17 protein-coding genes are annotated in these 20,992 nt (G+C 56.4%); 3 read left to right on the top strand and 14 right to left on the bottom strand.

Features of this window, described 5'->3' with window-relative positions:
* The first annotated feature begins 185 nt into the window (after nt 1-185).
* The gene (locus B0G80_RS16240; protein ID WP_408967704.1) at nt 186-1,457 is read left to right on the top strand and encodes an IS256 family transposase; all 1,272 of its coding nucleotides are present in this window, start codon (nt 186-188) and stop codon (nt 1,455-1,457) included.
* A gap of 561 nt (nt 1,458-2,018) precedes the next feature.
* On the opposite strand, the gene B0G80_RS16230 is transcribed toward B0G80_RS16240, so the two are convergent.
* From B0G80_RS16230 to B0G80_RS16200, 7 genes are all read right to left on the bottom strand, one after another.
* Complete coding sequence (locus B0G80_RS16230; protein WP_116118635.1) at nt 2,019-2,531, bottom strand: hypothetical protein; 513 nt, start codon at nt 2,529-2,531, stop codon at nt 2,019-2,021.
* On the bottom strand, nt 2,531-3,079 hold the full coding sequence (locus B0G80_RS16225; RefSeq protein WP_116118634.1) for a lysozyme: 549 nt from the start codon (nt 3,077-3,079) through the stop codon (nt 2,531-2,533). The genes B0G80_RS16230 and B0G80_RS16225 overlap by 1 nt, the downstream gene beginning before the upstream one ends.
* On the bottom strand, nt 3,076-3,600 hold the full coding sequence (locus tag B0G80_RS16220; protein ID WP_181919964.1) for a PAAR domain-containing protein: 525 nt from the start codon (nt 3,598-3,600) through the stop codon (nt 3,076-3,078). The genes B0G80_RS16225 and B0G80_RS16220 overlap by 4 nt, the downstream gene beginning before the upstream one ends.
* 180 nt (nt 3,601-3,780) lie before the next feature.
* Nucleotides 3,781-4,854, bottom strand: a complete 1,074-nt coding sequence (locus B0G80_RS16215) for a DUF6708 domain-containing protein (protein ID WP_116118632.1) — start codon at nt 4,852-4,854, stop codon at nt 3,781-3,783.
* Between the two features lie 3 nt (nt 4,855-4,857).
* The gene (locus B0G80_RS16210; protein ID WP_116118631.1) at nt 4,858-7,413 is read right to left on the bottom strand and encodes a T6SS effector BTH_I2691 family protein; all 2,556 of its coding nucleotides are present in this window, start codon (nt 7,411-7,413) and stop codon (nt 4,858-4,860) included.
* Nucleotides 7,414-7,423: 10 nt separating this feature from the next.
* Nucleotides 7,424-8,302: a DUF4123 domain-containing protein gene (locus B0G80_RS16205; protein ID WP_116118630.1), complete on the bottom strand. Its 879-nt coding sequence runs from the start codon at nt 8,300-8,302 to the stop codon at nt 7,424-7,426.
* Between the two features lie 17 nt (nt 8,303-8,319).
* Nucleotides 8,320-10,794: a type VI secretion system Vgr family protein gene (locus tag B0G80_RS16200; protein WP_116118629.1), complete on the bottom strand. Its 2,475-nt coding sequence runs from the start codon at nt 10,792-10,794 to the stop codon at nt 8,320-8,322.
* Between the two features lie 338 nt (nt 10,795-11,132).
* On the opposite strand from B0G80_RS16200, the gene B0G80_RS16195 reads away from it, so the two are divergent.
* The gene (locus B0G80_RS16195; protein WP_116118628.1) at nt 11,133-11,969 is read left to right on the top strand and encodes a hypothetical protein; all 837 of its coding nucleotides are present in this window, start codon (nt 11,133-11,135) and stop codon (nt 11,967-11,969) included.
* 686 nt (nt 11,970-12,655) lie between these two features.
* The gene (locus B0G80_RS46835; RefSeq protein WP_309568772.1) at nt 12,656-12,775 is read left to right on the top strand and encodes a SymE family type I addiction module toxin; all 120 of its coding nucleotides are present in this window, start codon (nt 12,656-12,658) and stop codon (nt 12,773-12,775) included.
* 205 nt (nt 12,776-12,980) lie between these two features.
* Here B0G80_RS46835 and B0G80_RS16185 read toward each other — a convergent pair whose 3' ends face one another.
* From B0G80_RS16185 to dnaA, 7 genes are all read right to left on the bottom strand, one after another.
* Nucleotides 12,981-13,250 (bottom strand): M48 family metallopeptidase, encoded by a 270-nt coding sequence (locus tag B0G80_RS16185; protein ID WP_258878893.1) that lies wholly within the window; start codon nt 13,248-13,250, stop codon nt 12,981-12,983.
* 7 nt (nt 13,251-13,257) lie between these two features.
* Nucleotides 13,258-13,482: a hypothetical protein gene (locus B0G80_RS45860; protein WP_181919963.1), complete on the bottom strand. Its 225-nt coding sequence runs from the start codon at nt 13,480-13,482 to the stop codon at nt 13,258-13,260.
* A 104-nt stretch (nt 13,483-13,586) separates the two neighbouring features.
* Nucleotides 13,587-14,108 (bottom strand): hypothetical protein, encoded by a 522-nt coding sequence (locus tag B0G80_RS45855; protein ID WP_181919962.1) that lies wholly within the window; start codon nt 14,106-14,108, stop codon nt 13,587-13,589.
* 192 nt (nt 14,109-14,300) lie between these two features.
* Nucleotides 14,301-15,176, bottom strand: a complete 876-nt coding sequence (locus B0G80_RS16175) for a restriction endonuclease (RefSeq protein WP_116118626.1) — start codon at nt 15,174-15,176, stop codon at nt 14,301-14,303.
* A gap of 191 nt (nt 15,177-15,367) precedes the next feature.
* Nucleotides 15,368-17,839 (bottom strand): DNA topoisomerase (ATP-hydrolyzing) subunit B, encoded by a 2,472-nt coding sequence (gene gyrB / locus B0G80_RS16170; protein ID WP_116118625.1) that lies wholly within the window; start codon nt 17,837-17,839, stop codon nt 15,368-15,370.
* A 114-nt stretch (nt 17,840-17,953) separates the two neighbouring features.
* Nucleotides 17,954-19,057 carry a DNA polymerase III subunit beta gene (gene dnaN / locus B0G80_RS16165; RefSeq protein ID WP_116118624.1) on the bottom strand — a complete coding sequence of 368 codons (1,104 nt, stop codon included), beginning with the start codon at nt 19,055-19,057 and terminating at the stop codon, nt 17,954-17,956.
* 219 nt (nt 19,058-19,276) lie between these two features.
* The gene (dnaA, locus tag B0G80_RS16160; protein WP_220377459.1) at nt 19,277-20,917 is read right to left on the bottom strand and encodes a chromosomal replication initiator protein DnaA; all 1,641 of its coding nucleotides are present in this window, start codon (nt 20,915-20,917) and stop codon (nt 19,277-19,279) included.
* Nucleotides 20,918-20,992 lie beyond the last annotated feature (75 nt).

Genomic DNA, 20,992 nt, shown 5'->3' with positions numbered 1-20,992 from the left:
TCACTAAGATCGTTCCAGCACTGGCAGCGCTCGTGCTTATTTTTGGCAATGCCTATGGAAGTGAGGACGAGGAGTGCCTAAAGCACTTGAGCGGAAGCGGAAGCATGGACTCGAATTGCCTCATAGTCGGGACCTATCCGTAATTTCGTGGGCGGGGCATATCATGAGGGATCAAGATCATGGATATGCCGATGAAAAAGAAACGCACCGTCGCGTCTCAGGCAGCGGCCCGCGGGCCGCTGCCTGAACTGCCTGAAGCGCTGCTGGATGAACTGGTGAAGGGTCCGATGACGCCCGCCGAGGTTCAGGACCTGATGCTGGCGTTCAACAAGGCGCTCATCGAACGCGCGATGGGCGCCGAAATGAACATGCATCTGGGCTACCGGCCCGGCCAGCCCAAGCCTGCGGAGCAGACCAATGAACGCAACGGCGCCAGCGGCAAGACAGTCATCACCGAGCGTGGCCCGGTGCGGGTCGATCTGCCGCGCGACCGTGAAGGCAGCTTCGAGCCGATCCTGATTCCCAAGCACGAGCGCCGTTTCACGGGCTTCGACGAACGCATCATTGCCATGTACGCACGCGGCATGAGCGTGCGCGAGATCCAGTCGTTTCTGGCCGAAAGCTATGGCACCGAGGTCTCGCCCGACTTCATCAGCTCGGTCACCGATGAGGTGATGGCCGAAACGCTTGCCTGGCAAAGCCGTCCACTTGAGCCGATGTACCCGGTGGTGTTCTTCGACGCGCTGCGCGTGAAGATCCGTGGCGACGGTGTGGTGAGCAATAAGGCGGTGTATCTGGCGCTGGGCATTCAGGCCGACGGCCAGCGCGACGTGCTCGGCCTGTGGATCGAGCAGACCGAAGGTGCGAAGTTCTGGCTGAAGGTGTTCAATGAACTGAAGACCCGGGGCTGCCAGGACATCCTGATCGCGGTGGTCGACGGCCTGAAGGGGCTGGCCGAGGCGATCGGCACGGCGTACCCGCGCACGGCCGTGCAGACCTGCATCGTGCACCTGATCCGCAACAGCCTGGAATACGCCAGCTACAAGGATCGCAAAAGCGTCGCCGCAGCGCTGCGTCCGGTCTATGCCGCCGCGAACGAACAGGCCGCGCAGCAGGCCCTGGAGGCCTTTGCCGAAGGGCCATGGGGCGCGAAGTATCCGACCATCGTGCAGTCGTGGCGACGGGCGTGGGAGAACGTCACACCCTTCTTCGTGTTTCCGCCCGACATACGCCGTGTCGTCTACACCACGAATGCCATTGAGAGTCTGAACATGCAACTACGCAAGATCATCAAGACCCGCGGCCACTTCCCCAACGACGAGGCCGCCATCAAGCTACTGTGGCTGGCATTGCGCAACGTGCTGGCGAAGTCTGTACGGGCGGCATTCGACTGGTCCTCCGCCATGAACCAGTTCGCTATTCTGTTTGGAGAGCGTTTTACCAACGCACGCGGGTAACTCCGCTAACCGCCTCGCACACAAAAATGCGGACAGGTTCCATAGTCGCGGCCGCCGACATGGAAACCGCTAACGCGGCGCTCTACGCAGCAATCGCCAGATCGACTCCCAAGGGAAACTCTCCTTCTCGACTATATGCACGAGCAGGATCGGATGAAGACCTTCTGCGCGATAAACAAGTACGCTGGATCAAAGTGGAAACCAGATCTTGCCGCACCACAGATTCGCAATATCAACGATATCGCATATTTCGAGTGCATCTACGATCTTCGGAAAGCCCAGAATCGGCATCTGCAGAGTATTCTTGATCTGGTGGAGCCGATCACGAACTGATCAATACGTGTCTCGCCAACAGGTCTGGCGGGCATCTTTGTGGAGTTCCGATTCCGCTCGACCCTGCTTTAGCCTGAATGCGCAGTTCGGGCCAGAAATTGGAGGGCTGACTATGCCCGCTCGGCTCTCCCTACGCACACGATGAGAGCAGTTGTTCAGTCGCCGCCGTATGGACGTGGTCTCTTCAACGGCGAAGCTCGGCGAGTTGCGCAATTCCGAGCATTCCAACTAATTGTTGATAGCAATGATCTTGATATCGGTTTTTGGTGGGGTTGTTTTTTCTACAATCCCCGATATCCACACTTCACCGTTGCCCAGCATTATTCCCTCAGAATCGACGAAGAGGTCCTGATACTGCTGGTTCTCAATAGTGTGCTTGACCTTATCGGTAAATATCGCCTTGTACTTTTTCACGAACAGCGCGGGTCCATTCACAGATTTCCGTTTTTTATTCTCAAAATATCGCAAGGGATACCGGGCTACATTGCTGAGGTACACCTTGTCTTCCGCCTCGACGGATTTTTTTAATGATTCCAAAAAAGATTTGACGTCATCTGGCTGGAGGCCAGCGACTTCCTTCACCCTGAAATCGACATAGGCTGCTTTGTCTTGAACTGAGACCTGTTTGCGATCACATGTCGTGGAGTTCGCCTTTAGCTGATCGAGGCTGCAGCCTGGCTCAGCCGACGCCAAGCCTGAACCGACTAATAGAAGGACGGCAATGGCTATCTTTTTCATCATTAATGAACCCAGTTGTAAACTCCATTCACAAACATATCGTGTTCCCGCTGCCGTCGTAGTACAAGCCCAGCTGTCCCACCATTCGTTATGTCCAGCATTTCATCTGCCCCGGCCGCATATTGGCCTTGGTTTATTTTGTTGCGCAAATTGGGCGCATGCGCGAAGCTGCCAAGATTGAATGCTAACGAAACAAGGGCATCGTATTCCCTCTGGTAGAGAGGAACATGGATCTGCGTTTTCACAATGTTCTCGATTCGTGTCCGGTCCGTTTCGAACCAAGCGATCGCCTGATCTATACCGATAGGTGCGTTCAATTGAATGCCTAGGGCTTCACAGGTTTGATGGCCGTTGATCAGGTGACCCCATCCGGCGGTACAGTACCCTTCACTGTCGGGATAGTAAAAGGGTCGAAAATCCTCGAAGCCCTGCACGAATTGCTTTCCCTGTGAGGAAAGACTCAGCAAATGAATCGCTATGCGCGACGACTGTCCAACTGCTACAGCCCCCCCGTTAGCAGTAGTGGTGCTGGTGACAATTGGGCTGCTCACGCGTTCTCCTGTTCGGCAGGTAAATGTCCGATATGGATCTCAATTCTTTTTGGTCCATCTGTTTCGTACTGTTCGGTCATGCCTTCGTCATCGGTTATGCCATGCCGCAGTTCGTTATCCGGTAATTTTGCCGTGTAGTACGTAGCAGGCATCGGGGATCCATTCGCGTCTTTAAGCTGAAACTGCCGGGAGTGGTACACATACTCACCATGCCCTTCAATCTGATCGTCAACCTGCGGCAGCCAGTCGTAGCCCGCTGCGGATACCATGGTCGGATTGACTTCACACTTGCAGCGGACGCGGTCTCCCTCTAGGGCAACCTCCTGCCCATTGTTCCGCTTTCGGTATGGGCCACCGGCCTTGAAGATGACGCCGGTGGTCTGACAGGCGTTGCAAGAGACCTTCCCACCAATGAGCGCGGCGGGTCTACCGTCAACGCCAGTGATGTAGGCTCCGTCATGGGGCAGAGCAGCGCCCCCGGTGCTCGGTGGGTCGCCGACAAGAATGATTTTTCGTAGCATCTTCGTGAAGCCCCTTTTCTGACCGATTCGCGTGGCCCGACTGTCTTCGATTAGCGACCACATCTATCGCCAGCCCATCCTGCCGAATCGTCGCGTGACGAGTGCACCCTCGCGAAAACTCGAAAAGCTACAGGTGGTGCAAGTGAATAGCCAATTGCGCGTCAATAGCACTCTGCGCCGTTAGCCACCCGCCAAGTTCTTCGGCGGCTGATCAAGAGCCCATTGATTAGCATTTTCGACGCCGTCCTCTATGCCTGACCATCCGTCCGTTTTTCGTTGTGGTGCGTCGGGATATTCTTTGCGCTGTTGCGCCAGAACAGTCTCTGCCCAACCGACTGGGGTGCCCTTTCTCGGCTCAGCATACGCATCGTTTGGATCGATCTGACTGATCTCCTCGATTGCCTCTGGCCAGATAGGTGCCCGGGACGTGGCGATGGCAAGCATCCGCAATGGTGTAAAGATCAACACCAACGGCATGGTGATAAGTCGCCACAGGAGCGAACCTGTCAGCCCGAAACCATAGAGTGAATACAGGAACGACTCCCGCGGCGTTTCGCGTTCTGTATGGAACAACATCGGCTTGGGCAACGCTTGCGGTCCTTCATTCATGAAGGTACACCAATAGTTCCATTGTGCGAGCAGAATCTCGATCTCTGGCTTTCCGGTCCACTCGCGTCCAATAGAGAAAACGCGGGCGACTTTGCCTTCTGCGTCGAGCGCGTAGTGCCGGATGTGATAGACGGTGCCGAACTGGGTTACCTCCTTGTGCAGGCAAAACAGTTCTTCTTCGTTCCAAGGAATCTCCCAAACATGATCGCCTTGGTTCTTCGCGTCGAAGTAACGTCGTTCGCGTACGGCGAACAGCTTGCGTGCTCTTCTATGGAAGCGAATGGGCATGCGAGTCAGCGAAAACATAACGCCGCGCCCGAAGCGAATTAAAAGGTATCCGAAACCGCCGATGAAGACCGCTGGAATTGCGTATAGGAATAGCGGCGCATGAGGATTGCTCATAAACAACGCGAGAAAAAACAGGCCGCACCCAATGGCTATCAATGCAATAAGCGCAGCGCCCATCATCCATTGTTTTTCCATGAATGACTGGTCAGTCACGTCCATGTAAGCGGAATTAAAGCGAAAAATTGTTCCGCTATCCCACATGTCAGGTCCAACAAGACGATTGATCGGGAGGCGGTGTGCCATATCCCATTCCGGTACGGAAAGACCGATGCACTTTTTCATCAAACGTTCATCCATACCTTAACCTCCTGCTGCAGAGTTGAATGCGCTCAACTCTTCCTCGAGCGTCGGATATTTCTCTTCGCCCGTACCAAAATAAGACCGACTGATCCAGTCTTTCATTGCAGATGCTTTGTAATGCGCAATGGCGAGCGCGATTAGGATTGAAGCGGCCAGGACGATCCAGAAGCCGGGAATTGCGCCAGTGATGGCGAAAGCCGCGACATAGAAACCGAGAATCGAGCTTCCTGCGTACAGTGCAGTAAGGCCGAATTCTTCTTTCTTGAAGGACTCTACCGCGTTCATTACGTCGAAAACAGCTAAGGCAGCGCCGGTGATCGCGCCGAGGGCTCTACCGCCTAGCTTAAGCCCAGCCAGTTCCCTTTCGCCCAGCGACCACTGTTTCAGAATAAACGCCGATAGAGGATGGGCGGGCCCCTTTTCCACTGTCTCCGAGACGGTTTCCATCATGGCTCCGACAATGTTGATCACTGCCGCTGCAGCCTTTGTGTCTGTTTCCACACGATTGAACCGGTCGTTGCCAGCAACGTCCTCGACTGCGGCTTGGAGCGTGAAGAGCTGGAAGATGAATGTAGCCACGCCAAGATGGAATGCCTCAGGAGCCGAAGAACCGAGCCATGCCTTCACTTTGTCCGCGCCCGGCAACTTAACGGCCTTGATAGATCCAGCTTCGATCTTGCCCGCCTTTTCAAGCGCATCGACATCAAGCTCGTAGATGACCACATTGACGTCGGACTTCGGACCTGCCTTGACCGCAGTCTTTGCAGCCTTGAGCGCATCGGCACGCGTTTGCGTTCGATCCGTCTCCAGTTTGATGCCGGCCTTTTTCGCCTCGTCGATCGCCCATGCACGCAACTCGGCTTTCGATTGTGAGCTTGCTCGGATGACCGTCCCGGAATGAAGCGACAACCGGATCATGATTGGCACGAAGGCAACGCTGCGCGCGCCTTTGGTCAAGGCCTTGACGATCACGCTTCCGGTTGTCAGGACAAGCTTATCGAGAAGCCGAGCTGCTTCACCGGGCTTTACACGCGCGAGCGCTTGCTTGTAGAGGTTAAGGAAATTTTCGTATTGGATATCAGACTTGTGGATCTGCGCCTGGGCCGCGTCGATCAACTGCTTCTGGTTGAAAAGGAGTGCGCGTGCATACAGATTGCGATTGTTTGTAAGCTGCCCGGTCTCGAGCCAGTCGTTCAGGACCTTGCCGCACGCATCTGTGGCTGCCGCACTGCCGATGCTTTGAGAACACGACTCGCTATACGCGTACCCACTGCGAATATCTGCATCATCATGAACGCCGCTCATCCAGTCTGACAGAAGTTTGCAGTTGAGCCATCCGGCATGCGCCTTCACCAGCTCGTCCCATTGGGGCTTGAACTTGTCAAGCGCGTCTTTGTATTCCTTAGGGAAATTATCCAGACGCTTGCGATCGATCGAAGGCTTGCGTGCACTACCTTCTCCGGTGTGGCTTGCCTCATCCCACGCTTCGTCTGCAGCAGCTTTCTGATGTCCCGCCTGGTCGGCGCCATACGCTTTGTCCTGGGCGGCCTGCTGTGCGTTGTAATTCGAAATGCCGCCGGCCTTGATCGACCCGGTCACGAATTTCCACGCGCCAATGATATCGACGGGAGGACCTCCCGTGGAATACGACATGGGATTCTGGTTCGCCTGATTGACCATTTCCGACGTGCGATATTCGAATCCCGCTTCTTCGCTCGCCTGCGCACGAATTCCCTGCTCCGCGCGGGCGAGCAACTGTTTGGCGATTGATCCGCGATAAATGTCTGCGTTGAATCCGCTGTCGATGCTCGGAACAACAAGTTCGCCGAGATCGTTGGTTAGTCCGACTGGGTCGTTCACTGCAACGATAAATCCCTTTCTCATCGGAGAACGTGCCATGGCGGCTGCAATGCGAGGCGCTTCCGTATGCTGATGGTTCTCCATCTTGGGATCGGTATTACTGAACTTGAAGGCCGTCTTCATCGCCTTTTCGTCCATTGCAAAATGAGCGACTTTTGAATGGCTCACCTGAAATTCGCCCGTATCACTCGCACCTCCTGAAAGCATGGCAGGCACGTTGATGCATTGCATATGAAGCATCCGCCACCCTGCGTCATCGGCCTGGCCGACGAGCCGTTTGGTCCAGAGGACGTTGGACCATCCGATCCAGACATTGGTCGCAGGATCGGAGTCGCTGTGTTCAACATCGATGCAATAGCCAAGCGAAAGTTGCTGTCGGTCCATACAGGTCGTCGGAACGGCCGCTGGATTGGGAGGCATCATTCCCGGAATGAAACTCCACATCATGCCGCTCGGCAGCACCATGTACGCTTTGAGGCGTTTGCGCTTTTCCTCGTAGACGTAGAGGTAGCCAGCCCGCACGGCCCGAAGGGTGTATTTCGCGGTTCCGACCGTAGCCGGAGCCTTCGAGGAGTCAATCTTGAAGTTACCTTCTAGGGCCGGCGCCTTTGCGGCACCGTGGGGACAGGCTACGGCATAGCGCACCGGGTAAAGTAGTAGCGATTTGCGGTCACACAGGTTGCAGGATACGGGCATGGTCGGTCCTTCAGGCGATGACGGCGTGTTGATCTTTTAGTGATTCGAAATCGGCGGGCGTAAGTAGCGCGAGGGCCCCCGGCCATGTAAGTTCGCCGCGCCGGATTGCCGGCCACGCCTGCTCGAGCTTCTTGTGTTCGGTGAAAGCGCGGCCATAACGCATGTCATGGACCGCATAGTCAATAAGCGCGTCAGGGTCCGAAAGCCCAGCCTTCTTCGCATCATCGAAACTCTTGCACACCGCGCCCATCAGCCTGGATAGATCTCTGAAATCGTACTTTTGGTCACTGAGTCGGGCGAGCGCGCGGGCCGCGAGGTCGCTGTACTCAATCCGTTCCCACTGCGAAGGCGTTGGCCAGGCCGGCGTTATTCCTTCAAGGGGAGGTGCCTCACGTCCGTTACCACTAATCGTCCACCACCGTCCGACGGCCGGTAGGGTCCATGTGTCCACTGGACCGATCAATGCGGACAACTTGGCCGGCTCTAGCACGCTCGTCGCAAGCGAAATCACACGCGGATCGTAGTATCGCCATAGCACCGGGCTGCCGTTGGCGCCAGGGCCGACGAGGTAACGGGCCACGTGTTCGGCGAGTCGATTCACAGGCCAGGAACTTTGTAGCCATGCACAGATGACTGGCGGGCGATCGCCGTCAAGCTCATCACGCATGACCTCGGCGATTTCAGTCTGCCGCTCGGGGCTCAGCGCACCAACATTGACGAGGCGCGGCATCAATTCGATGCGATGCGAAAGGGCTGCCGGCGTGCACGGCACGCTGGGCAGTGTCTCAAGTGCTGCGGCGTAACCAATCGTTGCCGTTTCGACGAGAAGATAGCCGTGGCTAAAAGGCGCCTGCGGTGCCGGCACCGCACGCAATAGGGCATCCGTCATTATTTTCTCCCCTCAGCCTAAGCAAGCGGCACAGAGGCACTCCCCGCTTCGGCCGCGCTGTTGGTCATCGTCTGGCACAGGTCGGCGCCAGGGAACTGGGCTGGAATACTTTGTGGCCCCTGCGTTCCGTGGTTTGCAGCGTGAATCGTATTGCCGCCAGGTGTAAAGCCGTTGATGCCTTCAGCGCTGACCACAAACTGGCTATTGCCGGCGGTAAGGCGGATCCCCTGCTTCGCCGTGATATTGACCCAGTCGGTGGTGCTGATAATGCCGACGACTTTCTTCGCGAGTAGTTCGAGCTCGTCGTTCTGCGCCTGGATCTGTACCTTTCCGCTCGCGGCAATCAGCTTCATGCCCATGCGGTGAACGAAGATCGACAGTTTCTCGGACGCCGACGCAAAAATCGATTTGCCCGCACCAAGCGAGATATTCGAGCCGGCCGTCACGGCTGTGTGCTCGCCACTCGCGACGTGCGTCGACCCCGTGCTCGACACCGCCGTGCCGGCCGCACTTGCTACAAGCAGTTGCGGCTCGTTCAGTTCAGGAAATGAGCCGTTACCGCCGGTGGAGGAGCCTTTTAGCCCATCATTCTGGGATTGAAGCGCGTCGGCCACATCCGACTGGTCGCCGCCGCTTTCCTGCGCACTGTGCTGCTGAGCGAGCTTTCCGAGTTGCGCCTGCAGCGTCTGGGATTTACCCAGTCTTGTAGTCGCCTCATTGATATCGGAAATATGGGACTTGGCGAGTGGCCGGGCGTCCGTGCTGATCAGCATGCCCTTGCCCGACCGAATCGCGCCAACGCTGTCGGTGCGCAGTTCGAAGCCTTCTCCGCGACCGTCCTGTCGACCCGTGTTGTCCTCGACGCGCGTGATGTGTCCGAGCGAAAGCTGACTCGCCTCGTGGTCACTTCGCAGCTGCGCCTGGATCTGGTCCTTCGTGTCGTCAAACAGCAGATGGTTACTCCGCCCACTCGCCATGTTGCCGTTGGCGCCGGAGAGTTCCCGGCTCCGGAACCCCATGAGGGCGCTCTGGTCGGGCAATTGCCACGACGGCAGATTGGATTCGTTGTGAACGCGACCAGTGATGATGGGCCTGTCCGGACTCCCCTCCAGCCATTGCACGATCACTTCTGAACCCACGCGTGGTAGCGCAACAAATCCCTGGTCGCCGCCTGCCCACGCGGTCGCCACGCGAACCCATGCAGAACTGCTTTCGTCGCCCTTGGCAAGCTGATCCCAGTGAAACTGCACGCGGCAACGGCCGTATTTGTCGGCGTAAACGCTCTGTCCCGACGGTCCCACAACAGTTGCAGTCTGGGGCGCGTTGATGCGCGTATCGACACTGTTGTATCCACGCCCGGGACGCCACGGAATTTTCTTGCGGATCGCGACGACGTCGTTGTGATAGTCGGACGGCGCATCGACACCCTGCAGATAGTTGTTACTGGCGACGTGGTCCACCTCGACAACAAGGAACTGATTGTCGTCTCGAGAACCGTCGGCATGCCCGAAGTGATCGGTCAGCTCGAACCAGCGCCCAGGCATCACGTACCGGTTATTGCCTTCGCCCTCAAAGCGCTTGGCGACGGCCTCGATCTCTTCCATACGACGCTTCGACAACTCATCACCGTCCTGACTGCCCCCGAAGCCGTAGGCGCCGATGTATTCATATTGTTCGAGATTCGGTACGCCACCTTGCTGGTTTATGGTGGGCACCCCGGCAGTCGCCGGCCGCGGACTCTTGAAATCGAAGCGCGCGACCGTGTACTGCCCCGGCATGACTGACCGCACGGGGCTCCAGAGCGCCAATCCGTCTTCAACCTTGGAGCCCGAATCCCGCTGGAATGGCACGGACGCGGAATTTCCATCGATCTGCTTTGCGTTAATCGACGCATCGGAGACGATGAGCTTGTGCGATTTTGCTGTGTGCTCGTACCAGTAATAGAACCCAGCCGCTTCCCACCTACGATGCAGGTAGTTGTGATCACTCTCGCCGTATTGGACCGCCATTGTCATAACGGGGTCCGTGCCGGCCACCTTCCAGTCCCAGTCGGGAAGTACGCCGTAGTCCTGCAGCAGCGTCGTCGTCTGCGTATGCAGATCCTGGTCCTGGAACAGGCGGTTGTTCGTGCGAAGGCTCAGAAAGCGCAACCATGGGCCGATCGTAGCTTCGTAGAAGGCAACGGAACCGTCGGTTTTGACGTGTCGGAACGCAAAAATATAGCCGTTAAAATAGCGCGACGTTCCGTCCGCTCGCGCAAGTTCTACGGTAATCATCTTCCCCTGAAAATCTTTAAGGGAGAGTGACGCGTTATCTGAAAGGATTTCGACCTTGAATTCGAAATCACGCGACAGACTTTCTGTGCCTGTCAGTCGATTTGCAAGCAATGTGGAGTATGGCGCGTCGCCATGCGGAAAAGTTAAGCGCAGCAGTCTGCTTTGCTGGCGGTCCGCAAAGACTTTTTGAAAGTCTTGAGCAAGATTGGTCACCACGATTCCCTCTTATTGCTGCCCCGATCGGTGACGGAATTTTACAGAATCTCCAGACGAAAAGTGTCAAATGTAATAGATGCATTTCTCGCGCAACTTGATCGGAAATTATTTCCTATAAATAATGCAATACGCAAAATGGGTAACTATTGCTTGACACCACGATGATCACAACGTCTACGACTTGCTTGAGTTCTTGTCGGGTTTGCCGAAAAGGCGTTACTTCTGCGGCTGCATCTTTGTGCGCGTTGTTCAAGGGCAGATAACGCCACGCGACAAAGCTACGTGGTAATCCATCAGCTAGCTCCGGAAACAGAACTGATATTGAAAAGGGCATACAGATGAAAGCCGAATTATTACTTGAACAGCAGGCTCGGGAAAAGAAGAAGCGGGTGGCATACACGTTCTATGGTGTAGCTTTGGCGTGCTGCCTCCTTTCTGTGCTCGTTACGAGAAAGAATTTTCAGCCAACAACATGGAGCAACGGTTTCGCGATAATTTGTGCAGGATCATTGACGCTCGGATTTGTCATTCGTGTACAGGCCGTCGCGGCCCAAATCGGGAAGACCGTGTTCGGTAAGCTGCTGCTTGCGCTGTGCAGTGCTTTCACAGCGGTTCTCGCCAGTGTGCCGGCCAGACACGTCGTGTCCGGAGGAATGCATCTCCCCGCGGGCGATTTTCCGGCCACGTTGACATTTTGGACAATTCTTTGTTATCCGGCGGTCACGATCGGTCTCGCCACGGCAATACTATTGGTCGTCTATGTGCTTCTTTTGGTCATCGCCGCCCTGACCGTTTTCTCTACACATCCTCCCTTCGATTGGCTCATTCGGGGGGCGGCGGACTTGTTACCTTCTCGATGGGTATCACACCGGCGTCTCCTGGACGGTCGGTGGAAACTGGCAATGGTTATGTTCGCTGATGCATTCGCCGCAGCCATATTGTCGGTGGTTGCAGCATATTCATTGACTGGATGGTACAGGGCAGTTGACCAACCAAACCTTGTGCGGATCTTCGCTTACTGGGCGGACTACGAGTCACCGACTGAATATCCCGGTGTTGAGAAAGAATCGTTTCGGCTGCTGGAGAACGGAGTTGTTTCATATGCACGACCCGGAAAATGGGACGTCGATATACGCGTAGCATGTCTCAAAGGATTGTCCTGCCCGCAATCATGATCTCGCAGACCATCACTTTAAACTTCACGCGCCCCCGTGTAACCGCGCGATTTTACAAAACATTTACGCGATAAAGCAAATCGATTTATTGGAAAATGTTAAATGCTTCTTATATTGGCACTCTAGTATGCATTGGGCGTTGTTGGTGGGTTCTATTCAGGCGTGTGAGTCCGCTCTGAGTGGGAAATGAGGGACGATGCGGGACTTCGGTTCGACTTCGACATGCCTGATCTCATGCGACGCCTGCCAAGGCAAATCCGGCTCAAATTTAGTGGCGCAGTGTGCGCCCAATTTTGTTGTTCACCGAGCGTTCGACGCTGTTGCACAACCCCTGACAATGCGAGAAAATACATCGGATGCCTAACGACATAGCTGTCGATCATCACACATTGTTCTTATGAAGCATCACTGAATGATTGGCTCGTTGAAGTGTAGAAAAGGACGCGAGAGCGCTGAGCCAAGCACAAGGAGAACGAGGAAGGAGATGAAGCGCGGGACGCATGGGCTGCCACCCACACGCCCCGCTGACCGCAAACAACCCCTACTTTGAATAGGAGTTGATCATGGCTGACGCCAATCATAAAGCAGTTGCGCCTGTTACCCAACGCATCTTGACTATTTCGTCACAAAGACGCCCGCGGCCGATGAAAACGTACGCGCCGGCTCATATCTAGTTCTTTCCAGATCTGCCTCCGGCGCCTTGGATAAGGCTTTCGGGGCGGTGGCTGGAGCAGGCAGGGTTTGTGATTAGCGCGAGAATCTGCGTGAAGGTGGAAAGAGGACGACTGGTTATTACGGCGGCCTGATTGCTCAAGGAATGCGTCGTCGCAATTTCGCTGAACAAGGCGCGTTCGTAGTTTTCTGCCAAATCTTGATCGAAGACACGCCCTACGACAGCGAACGTTGTGCGCCTGAGCGAAACGGTATACTCCACGCTCTCCTAGGCTTCTTAAGCTAGGCTCGAATGTCCGGCCAGTAGATACGCGGCACGTCAGTGCCGCGTATCAGATGTCACTCGCTCCAACCTTCATGTCCCAACGGCAAAGCGTTCAACTCAGTACGTGACTCGCGCCATTGAGGCCAGTACTGGTCGATTAACGCGAAGAAGCGATCGCTGTGTTTCGGCTCTACTAGATGCAACATTTCGTGCAACACGACATACTCAACAAGATCCTTCGGCTTCTTTACCAGTTCAGTGTTGAGGCGAATGTTACCCGCGCGATGATTGCAACTCCCCCACTTGGTTTTCATGCGCTGCAGGAAGTAGCCCGAGACGTGCACCCCTAGCCTAGGCTCCCATTTCGCAATCAACTGCCGCACCAATGCATGGAGGTTTAAAAAGAGGATGTCGCTCGAACTGGCTGAACAACGTCTCAGCTTCTTGCATCGTCAGCTTGCGGCCTTGGTGAAGAGCAGCGGCGGCAAATTCGTGGGCGACACCGGTTTCATAACTGGCAATCAGGTTAAGCACCTCCGCATACATCGTCTCGCGGATGTTGTCCTTGCCAGCCAAATTCAATACCTTGCGGTACTCAGCGGCGTTTTCTTTGAAAATGCTCTGATAGATTAGATCGGTAAAACGGACGTATTTCCACTTATTCTCTACAACATGCTGGTCTAAGGCATCTGTGACTGTTTGCGGTAACTCTGTTCCTGAAACGCAGCTGTTAGGTACTGGTCATCACGCTGATTGATGTACTTGGTGTGCCCGCCTGTCCGCTCGGCTAGCACGTCCATCACAATGTCAAGCAATCTAGAGCGGATGGCCTTGGCCCGCTCGCTCTCCGTAAGGAGCATGGCCAAGTTAAGTACCGCCCGGAAGCTGAAAATTCCTAAGATTGGTGTCCTGTTACCCTCATTGGTGAGGGTAACATCGCTTAAGTATTTGAATTCTTTGAGTTTTTTCCCTCTGATGAGTTCGTAGCCATTTGCCTTAAGTTCTTCGCCATGGCTAGCGATATAACGCTCCACCGTGGCATCGCTCACCTCGAATAGCGCCGTTACCTGCTGCTTCGTAAATACCATTTCGCCTTGGTAAGCAACACCGCCCAAATCCAAGTGCTGTTCAGCCGCCTGCAGCGCATAGCGGTTGTTTAGGATATTTTGCCGCTGGTACTGAGCGGGGGTCTGATCGCTCATTCAAAGTTCTCTACGAGACTAGCAGTGTCGGGGAATCCTCGGCAGGAGTGATTGCTGAGGGGTGAGATCGCACCAATTTTAGCAAGTGCCACGACGGAGGGGGTGGCATATCAAGCGTCTATTATCAAAAACAAAATCCGTCCCCCGGGCCACTCAACGCGCTTTCCGGGAGGCCATCCGCCGATAACCTGGCTAGCTCTTGAATTCGTCAAAAAATTGCGTGTCGACGGCAAAGGTTCGTACGGGCTTCAATCCCAGTTCCAGGTGTTCCAACATGTCGACAAGCTTTTCGCCATCAATGAGCTCGATTGGAGGGACGCCGTCGCGGCCCGCCTCGCGACGGGATTCCGCCGTAAATGTGCCGGTCGTGATGATGATGCCTTTGTCGGTTCGCCCCGACATTGCTCCCCGAAAATCACGAACTTGTGACGGCGACACCGACTTCGCGTAGCGCTTGCATTGGAACAGGACTTTAAACGAGACAAGTGGGTTAACTTGCAGTGTGCCATACCCGTCTATGCCTCCATCGCCACTGCTTCCGGTTACGACCACTTGCACAAAGCCCGCCTCGCGAAGAAGTCGTTGAGACAACCGTTCAAATCCCGATGCGGGCAGATTCTTCAGTATCTGGATGAGTTCGTAGCGATAGTCACCTGTGACCGCACCGGCGGGTTCTGAACCTTCAGCTGACATAGGCTCTGCGCCGCCTGCTCTCGCTCGCCGCTCCTCTCCAAAAATGCGGTTCCACTTTGTAGCTACGCCGCGTGCCTGTTCAATCGAAAGACTCGTGTGACGCCCGGCGTCGGTGAGCGCCCAGACTCCGCGTTGGGACGAGTCAACAAGCCCTTCTCGCACAAGGTAAAGCCGTGCCCATCGCACCCGGTTGCGGAAACGTCCTTCGCCTGATGGCAAGACTTCATTTTGTGCCTCATCTGAAAGATCGAGGTCTTGCGCAATACGCTCGACGACTTCGTCTGGGGTGCCGGACCCACCGAGAGTCCTAAGTGCGTCTAACGCGGGTCCCATATAGCGAAATATTGCAGCAATATCTTTCTTTTCTTTTGCCATCTATGTGCGTATCCGAAAACTCGGAGCCCCCGGTTCATGGAGCGATCCGAGGTCAGACCAATTCGCCTCTTCGTAAATACTACTGCTTCAGCGGGACTGGGGCGGAGTCCGATCCAATGAAAAAGACCCATAAGTTTCTCAACTTAAGGGTCCTATATTCTCAACTCGTGCGTTTGTCTCAGTAACGGCCGTCAAACATCAATATTCCCCGCCCTAAGCGCATTCGACTCGATGAAAGCCCTACGCGGCTCCACATCATCCCCCATGAGCGTAGTGAAAATGCCATCAGCCGCAATAGCATCCTCAATCTGCACCCTCAGCAAACGACGCACAGTCGGATCCATCGTAGTCTCCCAAAGCTGCCCGGGGTTCATCTCACCGAGCCCCTTATAGCGCTGCTTGGAAATATTGCGTTCTGCATCAGCCAACAACCACTTCATAGCGGACTTGAAGTCAGTAACAGCCATACTCCGCTCACCACGCTTAATGACAGCACCAACCCCAATCAACCCCTTAAACGTATTAGCGGTATTGATCAGCTGTTGATAGTCAGCAGTGAGTTGAAAATCCTGATCCAACACAGAAATCTTCTGATTCCCGTGATGCGTCCGCGCAATCCGCAGCGAGCGCAATTCCCTCACCGGGTCATACATCGTCGTAACCTTAACCTCAGGCTTCAACGGATCATCCCGCAGCTTCGCTTCCAGAGCCTTAGCCGACGCATCAGCCGCTTCCTCGCTGGACAGATCGATCGCAATCCCATCCATCACAGCCTCAAGCGCCCCAGCGTCATACAACCGGCTCAACCGGTTAACAACACCCTGCGCAAGCAAATAAGCCCGAGCCAACTCCCCCAACGCATCGCCAGTAATCGGCGTAGCCCCTTCAGAAGCCAACAACTCCGACCCCTGCAGCGCCAGCTTCAGAATGTGAGCATTAACCTCGGCCTCATCCTTCAAATACCGCTCATCCTTCCCCGCCTTGATCTTGAACAGCGGCGGCTGCGCGATATAGATATACCCACGCTCGATCATCTCCGGCATCTGCCGATAGAAGAACGTCAACAACAGTGTCCGAATGTGCGCACCGTCAACGTCAGCATCGGTCATGATGATGATGCGGTGATAACGCAGCTTATCGAGGTTGTAGTCTTCCTTACCAATCCCGCAACCAAGAGCCGTAATCAGCGTGACAATCTGCTCCGAAGAAAGCAGCTTGTCATACCTTGCCTTCTCCACGTTCAGCACCTTGCCGCGCAGCGGCAAAATCGCCTGAAACTTCCGATCGCGACCCTGCTTCGCTGACCCGCCTGCCGAGTCACCCTCGACGATATAAATCTCGGACTTCGCCGGATCCTTCTCCTGGCAATCCGCCAGCTTCCCAGGCAGGCCCACGCCGTCGAGCACACCCTTGCGACGCGTCATCTCACGCGCCTTCCGGGCCGCATCCCGTGCGCGCGCGGCATCGACAATCTTGCTGCAAATAATCTTCGCGTCATTCGGCGTCTCGAGCAGAAACTCTTCGAGCGCCTTCGCGACCACATCCTCCACCGGCGCGCGCACTTCCGACGACACCAGCTTGTCCTTCGTCTGCGCGCTGAACTTCGGCTCCGGCACCTTCACCGACAACACGCACGACAACCCTTCACGCATATCGTCGCCAGAAGTCTCAACCTTCGCCTTCTTCGCGACTTCGTGATCGTTGATGTATTTGTTCAACACGCGCGTCATCGCCGCACGCAACCCGGTCAAGTGCGTCCCGCCATCACGCTGCGGAATGTTGTTCGTAAAGCACAGCACGTTTTCGTTGTAGCTGTCGTTCCACTGCATCGCCACTTCCACGCCCACGCCGTCTTTCTCGCCGCTGATGTGGAAAATGTTCGGGTGCAGCACGGACTTGTTCTTGTTGATGTACTCGACAAAGCCCTTCACGCCGCCCACGAACGCGAAATCTTCTTCCTTGCCGGTGCGCTGGTCGGTCAGCTTGATTCGCACGCCGTTATTCAGGAACGACAGTTCGCGAATCCGCTTGGCCAGAATGTCGTAGTGATATTCGATGTTGCCGAAAATCGTCTCGTCGGCGAGGAAGTGCACTTCGGTGCCGCGGTTCTCGGTCTCGCCGGTGACCTGAATCGGCGAGACAGCAACGCCGTCGATCTCTTCGATAATGCGGTTCTGCGGCACGCCACGGTGGAATTCCATGAAGTGCTTCTTGCCGTCGCGGCGAATGGTCAAACGCAGCCACGCGGACAGCGCGTTCACGCACGACACACCCACGCCGTGCAGGCCGCCGGACACCTTGTAGCTGTTCTGGTCGAACTTGCCGCCGGCGTGCAACTCGGTCATCACGATTTCAGCGGCGCTGCGCTTCGGATCGTGCTTGTCGTCCATCTTCAGACCGGTCGGCACGCCGCGGCCGTTGTCGGTGATGGAAATGGAGTTGTCCGCGTGAATGATCACCTGGATGTCGTTGCAATGCCCCGCCAACGCTTCGTCGATGGAGTTGTCCAGCACTTCGAATACGAGGTGATGCAGACCGGTCCCGTCCGATGTATCCCCGATGTACATCCCGGGCCGCTTGCGCACCGCCTCCAGACCTTCGAGGATCTGAATCGAGGATGCGCCGTAGCTGTTGTCGGGTTGCGAATTGTTCGTTTCAGTCATGGATTTTTTCCGGTTCTGCGTTGCTGCAAGGTTGCTGCTCGGGACTTTTCAAATCACCATAAAAACGCCAAAGGGGCACTGCGCCCCTTGGTGTGTTCTTTGGTGTTGGACGCGTTAGATGCGCATCGGCATGACGACGTATTTGAATTCGCCGTTCTCGGGAATCGTGATCAACGCGCTGGAGCTGGCGTCGCCCAGGCTCACCTGCAACGTGTCGACCTTCAGGTTCGCGAGCACGTCGAGCAGATACGTGACGTTGAACCCGATATCGACGCTGTCGCCGTCGTATGCGATTTCCAGTTCTTCCTGCGCCTCTTCCTGATCGGCGTTGGTCGACATGATCTTCAACTGGCCCGGCTCGATAATGCAGCGCACGCCCTTGAATTTGTCCGAGGTCAGAATCGCGGCGCGTTGCAGCGAGCGCTGCAGTTCTTCACGGCCGATCACGAACTGATTCTTGTGCGACTTCGGAATCACGCGCTGGAAGTCGGGGAATTTGCCTTCCACCAGCTTCGACACCAGTTCGACCTGGCCGAACGTAAACTTGACCTGCGTCTGCGCGATGTCGATCTTCAGCGTGTCGTCGATGTCTTCCAGCAGACGCTGGAGTTCCAGGATCGTCTTGCGCGGGATGATCACTTCCTGACGCTGGAACGAGCCTTCGATCTTCATGGACGAGAACGCCAGACGGTGGCCGTCCGTGGCGACCGCCATCAGCTGGTCGCCGTCCACCACCAGCAGCATGCCGTTCAGGTAGTAACGAATGTCCTGCTGGGCCATCGAAAAATGGACCATGCCGAGCAACTGGCGGAACGTCTTCTGGGGAACCACGAGGTTCGCGCCGTAGTCTTTAGCTTGCGCGACCGTCGGGAATTCGTCCGCGGCGAGCGTTTGCAGCGCAAAGCGGCTCTTGCCGGATTGCACGGTCAAACGCTTGTCGTTCAGCGTGAGCGTGACCTGCCCGTCGGGCATGGCGCGCAGAATGTCGAGGAGCTTTCTCGCTGCCACCGTGGTCGCCACCGAATCGCCGCCCACGCCGAAATCCGCGCGCGTGGTGATCTGCAATTCGAGGTCGGTCGACAGGAACGACACGTCAGGGCCGTTCTTGGTAATCAGCAAATTGGCGAGGATCGGCAACGTATGGCGGCGTTCGACGATGCCGCTCACAGTTTGCAGCGGCCTGAGGAGGTTATCGCGTTCGGTCTTGACCAGTTGCATAGAGTTCCTTCGTTGATATAACGGCCTGCGCGCCTTGCCAGGCAAGCTTTTCCGCGCGCAGCCACGACTCCCCGCCGGCGCCACGCAGCGCCTGTCACGGCGTGAAAGCCGCCCGCGGCCGCCGGGCGGTTAAACCTGTATTGTGCCTGAAAACGGAACCGCCTCACTAAAATGGGGGCGAGTTTGGAAATAAACAGGTCGTTTTTCCAGACAGACCGCTCAGCCCTTCAGCGTCTGCTCCAGCACGTGCAGTTCGTGGTTCAGTTGCGCGTCCTTGCTGCGCTCATCGGCAATTTTGCGCACCGCGTGCAGCACCGTGGTGTGGTCGCGTCCGCCAAACAGCTCGCCGATTTCCGGCAAGCTCTTCTGGGTCAGCTCCTTCGCCAGATACATGGCGATCTGGCGCGGCCGCGCGATGTTCGCGGGACGCTTCTTCGAATACATGTCCGCGACCTTGATGCTGTAGAAGTCAGCCGTGGTCTTCTGGATGTTTTCCACCGAAATCTGCCGGTTCTGCACCGTCAGCAGGTCTTTCAGCGCTTCTTTCGTCACTTCGATCGTGATTTCGCGGCCGTGGAACTTCGAATACGCGAGGATCTTGCGCAGCGCGCCTTCGAGTTCACGCACGTTCGAACGCAAGTGCTTCGCGACGAAGAACGCGACGTCCTCATTCAGGCTCACGAACTCGGATTGCGCCTTGCGCATCAGAATCGCGACCCGCATTTCCAGCTCGGGCGGCTCGATCGCCACGGTCAGGCCGGAGTCGAAGCGCGAGATCAGCCGGTCGTCGATACCCGAAATTTCCTTCGGATACGTGTCGCTGGTGATGATCACCTGCGCCTTGTTCGCGACGAGCGCCTCGAACGCGTAGAAGAATTCCTCTTGTGTACGCGACTTGCCTGAAAAGAATTGAATATCGTCGATCAGCAGCAGGTCGAGCGAGTGGTAGTAGCGCTTGAAATCGTCGAAGGCCTTGCGCTGGTACGCCTTCACCACGTCGGACACGTACTGTTCCGCGTGGATGTAGCGGATCCGCGCGCCGGCTTTGTCCATCAAAAGCTGGTTGCCGATTGCGTGGATCAGGTGAGTCTTGCCGAGGCCGACGCCGCCATACAGAAACAGTGGGTTGTACGAGATGCCGGGATTGTCCGCGACCTGAATCGCCGCGGCGCGCGCCAGCTGGTTGGCCTTACCGGTCACGAAGTTGTCGAAGGTCAGAACCGGGTTCAGCTTGGAACGCTCGTACATCGAGTCGTTTTCGCCGCTGTTACCGCTCGAACTCGCGCTTTGGCCCGGACGCCACGTGCGACGGGCAGCCGCGGCTTCGTTCGCATCGAGGCTGGGCAGATCGAGGTCGGCGGAATCTTCAGCGGCCGCGGCGCGCGCGTTCGCGTTGTGTTCAGCTGCGGCGCGGGCATTCGCATTGAGGTTGGCCATCGCGTTGTTCGCGCCATTCATACCAGCGGCGCGTGCCGCCTGCGCCGCTTGCACGGCGCCGACGGCTGCGTCCACCGCAGCGCCATTGCCGGCGCTACCGCCCATCGAGCTAGGCGCGGAGGCCGGACGCGCAGAAGCCGGTGCCGGCGCGGCTGCCACAGGGGCGCGCATGCCGGCTTTCGGGTCGAGCACGAATTGGACGTCGACAGGAGCGTGCCAGAAATCGCGCGCCATATCCGCGATGCGGCCGGAGAACTGGCTCTTGACCCAGTCGAGCTTGAAACGGTTCGGCGCAGCGATGCTAAGCGTGTTCGCAGCGGCGTCGAAGGCGACCGGGGCCAACGGTTTGATCCACGTCACGTACTGCTGGGGCGTAAGCTCACGCTCCAGCAAGGCGGAACAGTGTTGCCAGAAATCGTTCATCGAGTTGCTGTCGTTATGGTGTGCACGGCGGTTGCCGCTGCCCCTGTCGCGCGCACGCAACAAGGCCCTGAGCAG

It is taken from the genome of Paraburkholderia sp. BL6669N2 (assembly GCF_003387275.1).
Classification (GTDB): Bacteria; Pseudomonadota; Gammaproteobacteria; order Burkholderiales; family Burkholderiaceae; genus Paraburkholderia.
Note: the sequence above shows the minus strand (reverse complement) of the source record. Positions and strands in the feature narration are given on the sequence as shown.

Excerpts from the sequence above, each read along its gene's own strand:
- B0G80_RS16240 (WP_408967704.1), top strand. The coding sequence starts at position 186 with ATGCCGATGAAAAAGAAACGCACCGTCGCGTCTCAGGCAGCGGCCCGC.
- B0G80_RS16230 (WP_116118635.1), bottom strand. The coding sequence starts at position 2,531 with ATGATGAAAAAGATAGCCATTGCCGTCCTTCTATTAGTCGGTTCAGGC.
- B0G80_RS16220 (WP_181919964.1), bottom strand. The coding sequence starts at position 3,600 with ATGCTACGAAAAATCATTCTTGTCGGCGACCCACCGAGCACCGGGGGC.
- B0G80_RS16215 (WP_116118632.1), bottom strand. The coding sequence starts at position 4,854 with ATGGATGAACGTTTGATGAAAAAGTGCATCGGTCTTTCCGTACCGGAA.
- B0G80_RS16210 (WP_116118631.1), bottom strand. The coding sequence starts at position 7,413 with ATGCCCGTATCCTGCAACCTGTGTGACCGCAAATCGCTACTACTTTAC.
- B0G80_RS16205 (WP_116118630.1), bottom strand. The coding sequence starts at position 8,302 with ATGACGGATGCCCTATTGCGTGCGGTGCCGGCACCGCAGGCGCCTTTT.
- B0G80_RS16195 (WP_116118628.1), top strand. The coding sequence starts at position 11,133 with ATGAAAGCCGAATTATTACTTGAACAGCAGGCTCGGGAAAAGAAGAAG.
- B0G80_RS45855 (WP_181919962.1), bottom strand. The coding sequence starts at position 14,108 with ATGAGCGATCAGACCCCCGCTCAGTACCAGCGGCAAAATATCCTAAAC.
- B0G80_RS16175 (WP_116118626.1), bottom strand. The coding sequence starts at position 15,176 with ATGGCAAAAGAAAAGAAAGATATTGCTGCAATATTTCGCTATATGGGA.
- gyrB (WP_116118625.1), bottom strand. The coding sequence starts at position 17,839 with ATGACTGAAACGAACAATTCGCAACCCGACAACAGCTACGGCGCATCC.
- dnaN (WP_116118624.1), bottom strand. The coding sequence starts at position 19,057 with ATGCAACTGGTCAAGACCGAACGCGATAACCTCCTCAGGCCGCTGCAA.
- dnaA (WP_220377459.1), bottom strand. The coding sequence starts at position 20,917 with ATGAACGATTTCTGGCAACACTGTTCCGCCTTGCTGGAGCGTGAGCTT.